The organism is Mesorhizobium sp. WSM4871, assembly GCF_055811295.1.
The window spans coordinates 452,732-466,292 of sequence record NZ_JBVVPU010000004.1 but is presented as its reverse complement, the minus strand read 5'-3'; the positions used below and the strand labels follow the sequence as shown (position 1 = coordinate 466,292).

Below are 13,561 nucleotides of genomic sequence, written 5' to 3'. Positions count from 1 at the left end.
GTTGTCTTGTCAGCCGAGCGCCGCGATGCGCAGCGTGTCATTGTCGAGAAATGCCTGGACCGCCTTGCCGCGCACGGACGGCTCCATCTCCTCGGCGGTGCAATACCAGCCATCCACCGACAGCAGTTCGGCTTCGTTCCTGCGGCAGAAGATGCGCGCCGCCGAATTGCCGAGCACGCCGGCCGAAGCGCGCCCGCGCAGCGTGCCGTAGACATGGATGGAGCCGGCGGCGACGATCTCGGAGCCGGAGGCGACGGAGCCCAGCACGATGACATCGCCATGCGCATGGAACACCGACTGGCCCGAGCGGATCGGCGTCTTGACCATCAGCGTGTCGCCGCCCGGCCGCGTCTCCTTGGTCTCTTCCGCCTTCGCCTCTTCCGGCTTGCCCGCGCCCTTGGCGCCGGCCAGCAGTCCGTCCGACGTGGCCTCCTTGGCGCCGATCAGCGCCGGCGGCAGGTGCGATCCAAGTGCCGCGCCGCCGTCGAGCTCGATGGCGTAAATGCGGATGCCGCGATGGCCGAGCTCGACGACCAGCGTCTCGATCTGGCTGACCTCGGGCTTCAGCGTGTTGAGATCGAGCAGCACCGGGCGGCCGGTGAAATAGCCCGGCGAGTTGCCGATCCAGCGATCGAGGCTCTCCAGCCACTCCGAAAGCGGCGCCTCCGGCGTCAGCGTGAAGGCGACGAAAGAGCGGGCGCGAAAGCGGATGGATTTGGCCTCGAGGGGGGCGGCAAAGGTCACTGGTAGCGATTCCTTACTGAGAGGTAAACGCTAGGCCGGGCATGGTTAACGAATGGTTAACGGTGGGGTTTTATGACCTCGCGAAATGGCGCGTTGCGACAGGAGCAAGCCGGCGCTCGGCACAAGAAGCGGGTCGTCGCCGCGCAGGTAGTCTGGCGTCGACTTTGGGGCTGGCGGCAGACTGTCTGGTTCAGGCACGGGAATTGGGAAAGCTGACATTCAGCGGGCTTATGAACCGGTTGGCAGTCGTCCACGGACCCAAATCGCGCGCCCTAAACTGCCCACTCGTTCATGTGGCGGAGACTGGGAGGAACCCGTCGTTCGCAGGCCCGGCGCCGCGAGATCTGGTAGTCGCGCATCACACCGAACACCACATCTCGCCGCTCGCCTGGCGTCGTCAGTCTTTTCCCAGCAGGCCTTCAGGATGACGTTAGGAGGATGCTGTCGGACAACAGCCGGTGCAGAGTCACAATTCTGCTCCTCCAGGTAGAGCGAACGTCCACTGCGAACTATACCAGACTCCGGAACCTCAGTCAGCGTCTGTATAGATTTATACGAATATCATCCGAGAATAGCCCCTCCCTCCACGAGGAGATGATGTCTCGAGAGTCGAGCCACTTTACCAGCTCAATGTTTTCCTCCGTCTTTTTAATCCTCGGGGTGTTGTACCCGGTTTTGATGTCTGAGAACGGCTCGGGGAGCAATGCGAGGATTTCGCGTACATCCCCATCACCCAGGATGTTTTGGCATTTGTTGAACAACGAAATCCGAACGGAGATGGGCGCGGAGTTCACGATAATTGCGCGCGCAGAACCTGTATCGAGCACGCTCATGTCTGCCCCGGTGCGGTCTAGTATCGGCCCCACGGCACCCGCGCGAGATGGCAGGCTGGCGAGCAGGGTTAGATCCATTGACCGGATAATCGCCAGTTTGTGGTCATCGCGGATGTCGGAGGCGAGCAGCTTTTCGCGAAAGTCGTCATCAACGGCGAATGTGCTTTCGTTGTCCAGATATTGCTGAGTGTTTTTGGTCACGAACAGAACTTGGAGGTCTCTATTGGCCTCCAGGAACGACAGATTTGCGTGGGAGAAAGTGACCTTTCCTTCTTCTATCAATATCTGCAACTTGCCCGCCCCGAGATTCGTCGGAAACTTGGCGAAACGCCTCGGCAAACCTTGGACGTATGTGCGGTACACCGCGTCTTGCAGAGCATCGTTTTCGATGAGGAACCTGTGCAAGGTAGATGCCTTCTCACCATCGGGAATGGCATGCTGCGAGAGTACCGCCAGCGTCGGCTTCGTGTTCAGGTAGGCGGTCAGGCTCTTGGCGTCGAAGCTTTCGCTGGCAAGAAACGCAAGGCAGTTGTCCCAGGACGCTTCGACCTTCGCGAGCTGGAAAAGCAGAGCGTGGAAACGCATAGGCGCCTGTTCCAGGGAAGGAATGAGCGCCGATTGCTTCTCGAGGAAGCTGCTGAGGTCGCCTAGGTCGATCTCCTCGCGCGCGATTGCGGAAAGGATAGCTGGAATGCTCTCCTGCGAATTCGCCTCAAGTTTCAGAATTATATCTCTAAGATAGCCCCCAAAGTTGCGCTCAATCCTGGAAATCAGCACGGCATTCGCGGTTTTGAGGACAGTAGTGTAATGTTGTGTGCGCAAGAGATGCGGATCGCCCAAGCCCAAGACGGCCCGGAATATAAACTCCACGTTGTCGATGGTAAGTCTATAGAGCCCCTCCTCGAAGAGGAAACGCGCGATCCCGGCAAAGCCTTCAATGGCGGGCAGGTCTGCTATCTCGATCCCAAGGTGCTTCAGCCTGGCGGGCTCGAAATCAATCCCCAACGCGAGTATCTGCGGCAGATTGAGCGAGACAAACCCGGATATGTCTGGGTACTTCCCAGGTAGTGCTTCAAGGGCCTGCGCTGGTAAATGCGCGATGATTTGCGCTACATGCGACAGGTTTCTGGGCGTGGCGATAGCAGCAGGAACGAACCCGGCCCACGTCTCGACCAGTCCTGATACCAAGGCAGGAACCTTGGCGCCCGTCGCGTAATAGGTCGCAAAGAACGCCTCGCACTTTTCAAAATCTGCCTCGATAAACTCAAAAAGGTTCGCCGTCTGCAGAGTATATGCGGATGAATCGCTAAGCAGGCAATCCACGATTTTTACATTGAGAACATAGCCCTGCCGAAAATCGTCATCGCGCATCGCTGCGATGACCTCATTAGGATTATCTATTTGGAAGCCCGGCTCAGGATTAACGAACCCACGAATCTGAATCAGAAATTTGTTGTCATTTGGCGAAAGTCGCCCCGAATGGAAAAGCGAAGTATACTGGTAATAAGTGTCGTCAAGATACCCTTCGAATACCAAAAACCGAGCAAGTTCTCTGTTATCACCGAATGCCTCAAAAAGATCCTCCACTGCCTTGGCGTTTAGCCGAATTATTTCGTTGAACTTGGCTATCCTTAGAGCAGAGACCTTCGATCTCAACTCGCTGATGTTTTTCGAGGCGGCTTTCTTAAACCCAACGGCCCGAAGCTCAATGTCGCCCTCGCGCTGCTTATAAGTCCTAAGAGGATCGACTTCAGCCTGGAATCCAGTGACGTTGAGCCTCTGCTGATAGTTTTGATTGTATCTATAAGTGACCTGCTGTGCTCCGATAACTTGCTCGAATAAATCATGCTTCGCGAGGGAAGAAAGTTCTATAAGATTTTGCTCGTTGACACCGATATGAGACACTGAATTTGGAAGTTTCTCGATTAGAGCCATCGCATAGATTCTACGTAGTTCTTGTATATCGGAAGGGACTTGCCTGTCGGCATGATCGACTTGCTCCTCGAGGCTAGATATCTTAGCCCTGTATTCTGCTTCACCGTCGGCGATAAATTGATCGTGACGGTCAAGGATCCGTGCGAGATCACCCCTACCGCGATGCAGTTTCTCAAAATCCCTGGGAAATACGTTCTTGTAAATTAGGATCGCCAAGAGCTTGTTCGCATCTAGCACGTTCTCGCCACCGGTCTCCAGATTCGCGACATAGATCGCGTATTCGTTGAAGATATTCTGGATAAGCCTTAGGTCATTGAGATACCGCGAAACTTCACGGAGAAACTGCCGGTCTAGCCGGTTATCCAGTGAGAGCCTCTTTCCCTGCTCCAATACCTTGTCGATCGAGTTCGAGCTGTTAATGATCGGTATGACAGGGATGATGAACTCGAAAAATTTGGTCCGGTCTGTATTCACAAACATGTCATCACGAAGCGCATAGAGGAAGCGGATGGTTCGTTTTACGCCCGAATTCTCATTTACGAGACTGTTGATCTCACGCAGGGTGACAAAAATCTCAGAGTTATTGAACCTGTCCAGATCCTCGATAACTACGAGATCATATTTCGTTGACTGGAAGAAATAGATAATCTCGTCCAAATGGCGGTTTAGTATTGACTCGTGATTCACCGCTGCGGGAGTAATTTCAATGTCCTTCAGCGATATGCTCTTCAATGAGACGCCGAAACTCGCGACGTAGAAATGGTGCAGGGCTAGCCAGAGGAACGAGCCCCCTAAGGCGAAGCAGGTGAGATTGAACCAGTTGCTGGTGGCCAGGGGGAGGAGGTATTCACCATTGATAATCTCTTCGCGATTTTGCAGAAGGTTCCAGAACGCGAATAGACCAAAAATAATATATAATGATATGAATATCGACCACTTGCTTGGAGATTGGATTCTCTTGAACCTTGAGAGCGGGAGCTTATTCGCGTCAGCGCCATAAAGCATTTGTTGGAGAATGCTTCTTTCTATCTCCTGCTTACTTACCTCACCACCTGTTGCCGTGGCTTCAGGCAGGAATGCAGCAAGCGATATCTGCAGTACGGGGCGTCTGTATTTTTTCAGAAATGATTTGATGATACTGCTTTTTCCCGAACCATACGGGCCTGTCAGCGCAATATTCGAAACTCTAGGATTATTCGTCGCGTAGAGCAGCGCATCGGAATATACCCCTGCCTCGTCCGCCTTGTCGGTGGGGGCGAGGTCAATGAACTTCGATTTCTCGCCAGCCGCCTCGTTGAATCGGCCGAGCCAACCTGCTATTCTAGTGAAGTGTTTCCGCAAGTTATTCCAGAGTCCCATGAATTGAGGCCAAATGATTCATCGTACTAACACGTCTCCGAGTGCATCCAAAGCCGAAGGGATACAGGCCACAATTGCGGACGCAGAGATGCTTGGCGCGGTTTCTACAGAACAATGCATTGCCGTGGATTTTGGTATTGATTGCCAAAAGGATGGCACTTTACATGCTAACTGGGTGAATGTCTGTTCTCGCTTGTGCGCAGTCGATTGAAGACATTCCGGATTGTCCCAAATAGCAGCCGTTCAACCGAGATCTCTCCGACGTCCGCGTTCGGGAATTGACGAAGGGACTGGAACTACCGGTGAAAGCGCTAAGCAGTCATGCGCGCTTACCTGTGAGGGTCTGCTGAGCGTGATAAGCAGATTTTGCGGACCGTGAATGCGCGCGAGAGGCACAACGTCCTGCTACGACACTCCACCTGCCCGCATTGGACCGCCATGTCGGCTGGCCTGCCATCTGGCCACGCCGCTCGCCCCAGGATATCCGGCTGCAACCGTCACATGAGTTCAGCCGTGAAGACTTCGAGCCTGACAGGCGCCCCGACGATCCCGGTGCTCATTTGCGCGCTGGCGATCTTCCTTTTGTCCGCGATGGATGTGGCGATGAAGGTCCTGGTTATCGCCGTGGGCGTCTACAACACCGTGCTGTGGCGCAGCATGCTGGCGGCTCTGGTCGCGGGCGCGGGCTGGTCGGCGGGGCCGCGCACGCGGGCGGCGGCTTGGCACAGATTCGAGGCTCCGCCGATGAGACCCTTACATCGCTCTTGACTCGCGCTGTTCACCCGCTAAAGGTCAATTGGCCAGACCAATTTACCAAATTGGAGAGAAGACGACTTCGGGAGCAGGAGCGATGCCTATCCAGGCTGTTGAGCCGCGTCGGCTCTATCGACAGGTCGCCGATCAACTGAGGCAGCTGATCGGTTCTGGTGAGTTTGGCGTTGGCGATCGTCTGCCGACGGAGCGGGAATTGGCCGACCAGTTGGGAATCTCGCGTCCGACGGTGCGTGAAGCGCTGATTGCGCTCGAGGTTGAGGGCCGCATACGCATTCGCGTCGGCTCTGGCATCTACGTCACTGCCCCGCCGCGCGCCGAAATACTCGCCGCGGAAACGGATGAAGGTCCGTTCGAACTGCTGCGGGCGCGGGAGTTCATCGAAGGTGCGATCGCCGCGGAAGCCGCTCTCCAGGTTCGGCCGACCGATCTCGATCTGCTGGACGATGCGCTGCGCCGGATGGACGACATAAGCCTGCCTGCCACGACCATCATGCTTGACCGGGAATTCCATACGACGGTGGCGGGCATCCTCGGCAACGCGGTGCTGGTGCGTTTTATCGGCGAGATGTTCGACCAGCGCATGAACCCCTATTTCGAACGTCTCTCGAGCTATTTCGAGAACAAGGACTCATGGCGGGCCGCCGCGGCAGAGCATCGCGCGGTGCGCGACGCAATAGCGGCGCGCGATCCCGAAAGGGCAAAGGCGGCGATGCAGGAGCATCTGCGTCGGTCGCAACTTCGATTCTCACGCAATTTCGGTGAGAGCCCCGCAACCATGGAGGTTGCGGAATAGAACCGGCCGGGAGGAGATCCGGCCGTCATCGGTCCAACCACAGGGAGGAATGAAGATGTTTTCAAGGTATACCGCACTGCTCTGCGCGATCGCCACGGTCGCTCTGCCCATGGCTTCGGCCTCGGCACAAACAGCGTTGAAATGGGCGCATGTGTATGAAACGTCCGAGCCCTTCCACACGGAGGCCGTATGGGCGGCAGAAGAAATCAAGAAGCGCACCGACGGCCGCTATACGATCGACGTGTTTCCGGCGTCCCAACTCGGCAAGGAATCCGATATCAATCAGGGTCTGACCCTGGGCACGGTCGACATCATCATTTCCGGATCAAGCTTCGCGGCGCGCGAATACCCGCCGATCGGGGTGACCTATTATCCGTTCACCTTCCGGGACGCCGACCACCTGCTCGCTTACGCGAAAAGCGACAAATACAAGGAACTGACCGCCGGCTACGAGGAAGCATCCGGCCATCACATCACAGCGACGACCTACTACGGCACGCGCCATACCACCTCGAACCGGCCTATCGCGAAATGCGCGGACATGGCGGGCCTGAAGATCCGGGTGCCGGATGTGCCGGCCTACCTCGCAATGCCGCGCGCCTGCGGTGCCAACACTGCGCCGATCGCTTTCGCCGAGGTCTATCTGGCTTTGCAGCAGGGCACGGTCGAGGCACAGGAAAACCCGCTGACGACGATCGACGCGAAGAAATTCTACGAGGTGCAGAAGCACATCGTCCTGACCGGTCATATTGTCGACCATCTCAACACGATCGTGTCGAAATCGCGCTGGGCCGAGCTCTCTGACGCGGACAAGGCGATCTTCACCGAAGTGATGCAGGAAGCCGCCGCGCGCGCCACCAAGATCATCGTGGATCGCGAGAAGGGCCTCGTTCAGACCTTCAAGGATCGCGGCCTGACCGTGACCGAAGTCGATCGGGCCGACTTCGAGAAGAACGTGATGGAAAAAGTGACGTTCGAGGAGTTCGGCTACCGCAAGGCAGATTGGGAGGCGATCCGCGCCATCAAGTAATCGCTTTCAAACCGGTCCGGCGTATATGCGTCCGGACCGGTTTGGACAATGACAGCGCAGGTCGTTCAACCCGGAGCCATGCCGATGACTGAAGAGATTCACAACCCGGTCACAGCCGAGGAACTGGCGCACGCCTTCGAGGAGGAGACCGCGCCCGTCGACCTCTCTCGCTACGCAGTCGAGGACTGGGCGACACTCGCAGTGTTCTGGGGCATGTCGTTGTGCGTCTTCCTGCAGTTCTTCACCCGCTATGTCCTCAACAACAGCTATGCCTGGACCGAAGAGATCGCGATCAACTGCCTTGTCGTCGTCGTGTTTCTGGGTTCCGTGATGTGCACCCGCATGTCGCGCCACATCCAGGTCGACGTGCTCTACCACTATCTGCCGGCGCGGGTCGGGCGCTATCTGGCGCTTGCGGTGAACCTGATCACCATCGGCTTTTTCGCCTACATGTCCTGGCTTCTGTGGCGCTATGTCGGGATCGTCCACCGCGAGCGGATGGTCACGATCGACCTGCCGCGCAACATCGTCTTCTACTCCGTGTTCGCCGGCTTCGTGCTGATGATGCTTCGCGCGGTCCAGGTGTTCGTCGGCAATGTCCGCCGCGGCTACTCGGTGCTCGAGCGCCCCGCCGCATTCGACGGGCTGGGGGAGTAGGGCGATGCTGCTTCTGATCGGTGCCTTTCTCGTCCTGATGCTAATCGGTGTGCCCGTCGCCGTGTCGATGGCCGTATCGTCGCTGCTTTACCTCGTCTTCTACGGTGTGGCGCCCGACATCATCGCCGCGCAGCGCATGATCGCCGGCGTCGAGAGTTTTCCGCTGCTCGCCGTGCCCTTCTTCATCTTTGCCGGCAATCTCATGAACATCGCCGGCGTCACCGGGCGCATCTATTCGTTCGCGCTGGCGCTTGTCGGGTGGATGAAGGGCGGCCTCGCTCAGGTGAACATTATCGGATCGGTGGTTTTCGCTGGCATGTCGGGCGCTGCCCTCGCAGATGCTGCCGGGATCGGCACGATCGAGATCAAGGCCATGCGTGATCACGGCTATCCGGTCGAGGCGGCGGTCGGCGTCACCGCTGCATCCTCGACGCTCGGCCCGATCTTTCCGCCGTCGCTGCCCTTCGTCATCTACGGTATGATGGCCAACGTCTCCATCGGCGCGCTGTTCATGGCAGGCATCCTGCCCGGCGTCGTCATGACGGCGCTGATGATGGTGACGGTCGCCATCTTCGCCTATCGCCGCGGCTGGGGCTCCGACACGCCGTTCGAACTGCGCAAACTCGGCGCCGCGTCTCTCGAGATACTCGTCGTCGCCTGCTTTCCGGTCCTGGTCTACATATTGGTGAGCGCCGGGTTGTCGCTCAACATCTCCGTCGGCATCGCTCTCGCGGTTCTGATCGCCTGCGACTGGTACTTCGACTTCTCCGCCGTGATGGCTTTGATGACGCCCATCATCCTGATCGGCGGCATGACAATGGGTTGGTTCACGCCGACCGAGGCGGCCATGGCCGCGGTCATCTGGTCGCTGTTCCTGGGGCTCGTGCGCTATCGCACGATGACTTTCGCAACGCTGGCCAAGGCCAGCTTCGACACGATCGAGACGACGGCGTCGGTTCTGTTCATCGTCACCGCAGCGTCGATCTTCGCGTGGCTGCTAACCGTCAGCCAGGCGGCGCAGATGTTCTCGATATTCATCACCTCGCTGACAGAGAACAAATGGGTGTTCCTGATTCTGGTCAACATCCTGATGCTGGTGGTGGGGTGCTTTCTTGATACCATCGCCGCGATCACCATCCTCGTGCCGATCCTGTTGCCCATCGTCGTCCTGTACGGCATCGACCCCGTGCACTTCGGCCTGATCATGACGCTCAACCTGATGATCGGCCTGCTGCATCCGCCGCTCGGCATGGTGCTGTTCGTTCTTTCGCGGATCGCCAAGCTGTCGGTCGAGCGCACGACGATGGCGATCCTGCCCTGGCTCGTGCCGTTGCTGGTCGCGCTGATCCTGATCACCTTCATTCCGGCCATCACGCTGTGGCTGCCGACACAAATGGGACTGATCAAATGACCGGCAATGTGATCGCCGCGACGTTGTTCAACCCCGAAGACCTGCGCATGGTGGAGCGTCCGCTCGAACCCCTTGCGTCGGGCATGGTGCGCGTGCGTTTCGGCGCTGGCGGCATATGCGGCTCCGACCTGCACTATTTTCGCCATGCGCGAACCGGCGATTTCGTCGTCACATCTCCGCTCGTACTCGGTCACGAGGTTGCTGGAGAGATTGTCGAGATCAACGCGGCAGCACCCGGACTTGCCATCGGTGACCGCGTTGCGGTCAACCCCTCGCGGTGGTGCGGGCACTGTGCGCGATGCGCCGAAGGCCGCGCCAATCTCTGCGAGAACATCTACTTCATGGGCTCGGCTTCCAGGACGCCGCATATGCAAGGCGGGTTCGCCAGCGTCTTCGACGCCACGCCGGCGCAATGCGTCAAGGTCCCGCGGCATGTGTCATATCAAGCGGCGGCGCTCGCCGAGCCGCTCGCCGTCAGCCTGCACGCAGTGGCGCGAGCCGGCGCGATCGCCGACAGGAATGTCATCCTCTTCGGCGCCGGGCCGATCGGACTTCTCACCATGCTCGCGGCCAGGTTCAAAGGCTGCGGCGGGATAACTGTCGCCGACATAGCCGCGGCGCCGCTCGCCTTCGCCACCCGGCTGGGTGCGGATCGGACGATCGATCTTTCCGGCGGCGATGCCGAACTCAAGGCGCTTGCCGCCGACAGACCATTCGATATTGCTTTGGAAATTTCAGGCACCGCGGCCGGCCTCACCGCGGCGATCGCCAGCGTCCGGCGCGGCGGCGTCGTCATCCAGGTCGGCAATCTGCCGGGCGGCCAGATCCCGGTGCCGGGCAACGCCGTCATGGCCAAGGAGATCGACCTGAAGGGGTCGTTCCGTTTCGGCGCGGAATTCAATCACGCCGTCGCTCTCATCGTCGATGGAGAAGTCGAGGTCTTGAAGCTGGTTACCGCCGAACGCGTCCTTTCGTGCGCGCCCGAGGCCTTCCGCCTCGCCGCCGACCGCTCCCAAAGCGTCAAGGTTGTTCTGACCGCAGATTGACCGAGGCGCATGCTGCGCGCGCGCCCTGCGAACGGCACAACGTCCTGCCACCACGCTCCCACCTGCCCGCATTGGACCGCCATGTCGGCGGGGCTGCCATCTGGTCATACCGTTTGCCCCGGGATATCCGGCTGCAACCGTCACATGAGTTCAGCCCGTGAAGACATCGAGCCTGACAGGCGCCCCGACGATCCCGGTGCTCATTTGCGCGCTGGCGATCTTCCTCTTGTCCGCGATGGATGTGGCGATGAAGGTCCTGGTTATCGCCGTGGGCGTCTACAACACCGTGCTGTGGCGCAGCATGCTGGCGGCTCTGGTCGCGGGCGCGGGTTGGTCGGCGGGGCCGCGCACGCTGCCAACCATTCCGGTGCTGGGGCTGCATGCGCTGCGCGCCGTGATCGTCGGCATCGTCATACTGTGTTTCTTCTGGGGGCTTGCCAGGCTGCCGCTGGCGGAAGCGATCGGGCTCAGCTTCGTCGCGCCCCTGTTCGCGCTCTTCCTCGCCGCGCTGTTGCTGGGCGAACGCATCCGGCGGCAGGCGATCTGGGCGTCGATGGCCGGTCTCGCCGGCGTGGCGATCATCATGGCCGGCCAGTTCGGGCGGGAAAGTTATTCGCAGGACGCCGTGCTGGGCACGACGGCCGTGCTCGTATCGACGGTGTTCTACGCCTACAATCTGGTGCTCGCCCGGCGACAGGCGCTGCTGGCCAAGCCGATCGAGATCATCTTCTTCCAGAACCTCGCCATCGCAATCGTCCTCGGCCTAGCCGCGCCGTGGCTCGCCGTAGCGCTGCCGGCCAATCTCTGGCTTCCTCTGGTCGCGGTGACGGCGCTGTCGCTTACCGGCCAGTTCATGATGAGCTGGTCCTACGCCCGCGCCGAAGCGCAATATCTGATCCCGACGGAATATTCGGCGTTCATCTGGGCGGTGGCGCTTGGCTGGCTCATCTTCGACGAGGCGGTCACCTGGACCACGCTGGCAGGGGCATGCCTGATCATCGCCGGCTGCCTGATCGCCATGCGTGCGAACCCCAGACTGGCCGAGCCGATCGAGGCGACGATCTGAAGGAAATACACGGACGAAAGGCCCGGTCTTTGCCGGACCTTTCCTTCAGTCGCGGTGCTCGGGCATCTCTTTCAGCTGATCCTTCGTCCAGCTGGTGACGGCATGGACGTCGCCGTCCTCGTCGCGCATGAAATCGAGTTGGCTGGCGGCGACGGCTACGGGCTTGGCGCCCATGCCCAGGAAGCCGCCGACATCGATGACGACCTGGCTGCCGTGCAGATGATCGACGGAGCCGATCTTTTCGTCGTGGGGGCCGTAGATTGTGGCGCCTTCAAGTATGTCCGGAGTCAGCTCGGCGTTGCTGAGCCGTATGTGGCTGGTGTGGTCCATGACTGGTCTCCTTTCCGTTTAGACAGGATCAACCTGTGAGGCGGTCAAGAGTTCCGACCAAGGATTGCCTGCCCCAGCGACAGGGCGGCTAAAGCCGCCGTCTCGCCTCGAGGCTGCGCGCGGCCTGCTCGATTGCCGCGCGGTCGCCGCCCAGCCTGTCGATCAGTTCCTGCGCCTCATCGCCCGATATGCCTGTGCGCATGGCCAGCGCTTCGACCGTCAGCACGTCGGAGCTGGCGATCTCGCCGGTTTCAGGCAAGGCATCGTCCGCGGTCAGCGGCAAAGCGGCTTCCCGGTCGATTTCCGCCTCGGCCTGGTGCCAGTGCCGTTCGTGATCGCCGTGCACGCCCCCCTCGCGCTGCCAGATCTGGTGTGCCCGCTCCTGGATTTTGTCGTGCCGATCGTCGCCCATTTTTCTGCTCCTCCGTTGCGTCCTGCTTGAACGCCGCACGCGCCCGAACGATCCAAGGAATTTGCGCGATGGCGCGAGACAGACCCCTGCCCGCTTGAATTTATCCATCACCCGTCTACGCTGGACGAATTCGCCGGCGCTTGCAGCGAATTCTCGACTTGAGGGGGTCTGGGAATGATCGACCGACGCGGATTCTGGGTTGGCCTTGCGGCCTCGGCAGCCTTGGTCCGCCTCCCCAGCGCCCTCGCCGCCCGTGTCGACAAGACCGCCGAATTCCTCGCCAATGGCGAGTTCAACTGGTTTCCCGAACGCTCGCCGAGCGGCCCCGTGGTGGTCATCGTCTCGATCCCCGACCAGGTGGTTCACGTCTATCGCAACGGCATCCGCATTGCCGCCTCCACCTGCTCGACCGGCAAGGCGAGCCACGAGACGCCGACCGGCGTGTTCAAGATCCTGGAGAAGGACAAGGACCACAAGTCGAGCACCTACAATGACGCGCCGATGCCGAACATGAACCGGCTGACCTGGTCGGGTGTAGCGCTCCACGCCGGCAATCTGCCTGGCTATCCGGCCTCGCATGGCTGCGTTCGCCTGCCCATGGGGTTTTCGGCGCTGCTGTTCTCGATCACCAAGGTGGGCATGACGGTGGTGATCGCCGACGAGGATTCGCAGCCGAGTTCGGTCGTGCATCCCGGCATGGTGCTTGGCGACTATGGAAAAAAGGCCTTCGGCGCGGTGGATGCGTCGATCAAGCGTCACGAATATTCCGAGGGGCGAACGGAAAAGGCGACAACCACCAGCATCGTCATCAGCGGCCGCGACCGCAGCCTGACGCTGTGGGAAAATGGCCGCATCACCGCGACCGGCAAGGTCGATATCGCCAATCCGGGCAAGCCGATCGGCAGCCATCTCTATACGCTGACGAGGGTCGACGAGAACAATGCGCAACTGACCTGGACATCGATGGCCTATTCATCGAAGGACCGGGCCTCCGACACCGAGGCCCTGCAAAGGATCAAGGCCTATCCCGACATATTGAAAAAGGTGCAGAAGGCGATGCGCCAGGGCATGACGCTGGTCACCACCGACGATTCCAGCAATTCAGGCAACCGCACCGCCGACAATTTCACGATCTTCAGCGGCGTGGGCCTGTATTGAGGCAGGTCCCGCA

Annotated in this window: 12 protein-coding genes; 8 read left to right on the top strand and 4 right to left on the bottom strand. The window is 59.6% G+C overall.

From position 1 onward, the window contains the following. Nucleotides 1-9: 9 nt before the first annotated feature. Together minC and AC0L2H_RS11610 are read right to left on the bottom strand one after the other, a co-directional pair. Entirely contained in the window at nucleotides 10-744 is a 735-nt protein-coding gene (gene minC / locus AC0L2H_RS11615; RefSeq protein ID WP_473590326.1) for a septum site-determining protein MinC, read from the bottom strand. Nucleotides 745-1,277: 533 nt separating this feature from the next. Continuing rightward, nucleotides 1,278-4,871: a YobI family P-loop NTPase gene (locus AC0L2H_RS11610; RefSeq protein ID WP_473590325.1), complete on the bottom strand. Its 3,594-nt coding sequence runs from the start codon at nucleotides 4,869-4,871 to the stop codon at nucleotides 1,278-1,280. A 513-nt stretch (nucleotides 4,872-5,384) separates the two neighbouring features. Here AC0L2H_RS11610 and AC0L2H_RS11605 point away from each other — a divergent pair. From AC0L2H_RS11605 to AC0L2H_RS11575, 7 genes are all read left to right on the top strand, one after another. Then, nucleotides 5,385-5,639, top strand: a complete 255-nt coding sequence (locus AC0L2H_RS11605) for a hypothetical protein (protein WP_473590324.1) — start codon at nucleotides 5,385-5,387, stop codon at nucleotides 5,637-5,639. A gap of 82 nt (nucleotides 5,640-5,721) precedes the next feature. Beyond that, nucleotides 5,722-6,438 carry a FadR/GntR family transcriptional regulator gene (locus tag AC0L2H_RS11600; RefSeq protein WP_473590323.1) on the top strand — a complete coding sequence of 239 codons (717 nt, stop codon included), beginning with the start codon at nucleotides 5,722-5,724 and terminating at the stop codon, nucleotides 6,436-6,438. A gap of 55 nt (nucleotides 6,439-6,493) precedes the next feature. Beyond that, nucleotides 6,494-7,468, top strand: coding sequence for a sialic acid TRAP transporter substrate-binding protein SiaP (locus AC0L2H_RS11595; RefSeq protein WP_473590322.1), 975 nt, complete (start codon nucleotides 6,494-6,496; stop codon nucleotides 7,466-7,468). Nucleotides 7,469-7,552: 84 nt separating this feature from the next. After that, nucleotides 7,553-8,125, top strand: coding sequence for a TRAP transporter small permease (locus tag AC0L2H_RS11590; protein WP_473590321.1), 573 nt, complete (start codon nucleotides 7,553-7,555; stop codon nucleotides 8,123-8,125). Nucleotides 8,126-8,129: 4 nt separating this feature from the next. Further along, entirely contained in the window at nucleotides 8,130-9,536 is a 1,407-nt protein-coding gene (locus AC0L2H_RS11585) for a TRAP transporter large permease (protein ID WP_473590320.1), read from the top strand. After that, nucleotides 9,533-10,582: an L-idonate 5-dehydrogenase gene (locus AC0L2H_RS11580; RefSeq protein ID WP_473590319.1), complete on the top strand. Its 1,050-nt coding sequence runs from the start codon at nucleotides 9,533-9,535 to the stop codon at nucleotides 10,580-10,582. Before AC0L2H_RS11585 ends, AC0L2H_RS11580 begins: the two co-directional genes overlap by 4 nt. Nucleotides 10,583-10,739: 157 nt before the next feature. Further along, entirely contained in the window at nucleotides 10,740-11,648 is a 909-nt protein-coding gene (locus AC0L2H_RS11575) for a DMT family transporter (RefSeq protein ID WP_473590318.1), read from the top strand. 45 nt (nucleotides 11,649-11,693) lie between these two features. Here AC0L2H_RS11575 and AC0L2H_RS11570 read toward each other — a convergent pair whose 3' ends face one another. Together AC0L2H_RS11570 and AC0L2H_RS11565 are read right to left on the bottom strand one after the other, a co-directional pair. Continuing rightward, nucleotides 11,694-11,978 carry a PRC-barrel domain containing protein gene (locus AC0L2H_RS11570; protein WP_473590317.1) on the bottom strand — a complete coding sequence of 95 codons (285 nt, stop codon included), beginning with the start codon at nucleotides 11,976-11,978 and terminating at the stop codon, nucleotides 11,694-11,696. Nucleotides 11,979-12,066: 88 nt separating this feature from the next. Continuing rightward, on the bottom strand, nucleotides 12,067-12,390 hold the full coding sequence (locus AC0L2H_RS11565) for a DUF2934 domain-containing protein (protein ID WP_473590316.1): 324 nt from the start codon (nucleotides 12,388-12,390) through the stop codon (nucleotides 12,067-12,069). 174 nt (nucleotides 12,391-12,564) lie between these two features. On the opposite strand from AC0L2H_RS11565, the gene AC0L2H_RS11560 reads away from it, so the two are divergent. Then, the gene (locus AC0L2H_RS11560) at nucleotides 12,565-13,548 is read left to right on the top strand and encodes a L,D-transpeptidase (RefSeq protein ID WP_473590315.1); all 984 of its coding nucleotides are present in this window, start codon (nucleotides 12,565-12,567) and stop codon (nucleotides 13,546-13,548) included. The last annotated feature ends 13 nt before the right edge of the window (nucleotides 13,549-13,561 follow it).

What these genes read in the sequence shown, in the direction of transcription:
- AC0L2H_RS11610 (WP_473590325.1), bottom strand. Translation starts at nt 4,871, where the DNA reads ATGGGACTCTGGAATAACTTGCGGAAACACTTCACTAGAATAGCAGGT.
- AC0L2H_RS11600 (WP_473590323.1), top strand. Translation starts at nt 5,722, where the DNA reads ATGCCTATCCAGGCTGTTGAGCCGCGTCGGCTCTATCGACAGGTCGCC.
- AC0L2H_RS11595 (WP_473590322.1), top strand. Translation starts at nt 6,494, where the DNA reads ATGTTTTCAAGGTATACCGCACTGCTCTGCGCGATCGCCACGGTCGCT.
- AC0L2H_RS11590 (WP_473590321.1), top strand. Translation starts at nt 7,553, where the DNA reads ATGACTGAAGAGATTCACAACCCGGTCACAGCCGAGGAACTGGCGCAC.
- AC0L2H_RS11585 (WP_473590320.1), top strand. Translation starts at nt 8,130, where the DNA reads ATGCTGCTTCTGATCGGTGCCTTTCTCGTCCTGATGCTAATCGGTGTG.
- AC0L2H_RS11580 (WP_473590319.1), top strand. Translation starts at nt 9,533, where the DNA reads ATGACCGGCAATGTGATCGCCGCGACGTTGTTCAACCCCGAAGACCTG.
- AC0L2H_RS11570 (WP_473590317.1), bottom strand. Translation starts at nt 11,978, where the DNA reads ATGGACCACACCAGCCACATACGGCTCAGCAACGCCGAGCTGACTCCG.
- AC0L2H_RS11565 (WP_473590316.1), bottom strand. Translation starts at nt 12,390, where the DNA reads ATGGGCGACGATCGGCACGACAAAATCCAGGAGCGGGCACACCAGATC.
- AC0L2H_RS11560 (WP_473590315.1), top strand. Translation starts at nt 12,565, where the DNA reads ATGATCGACCGACGCGGATTCTGGGTTGGCCTTGCGGCCTCGGCAGCC.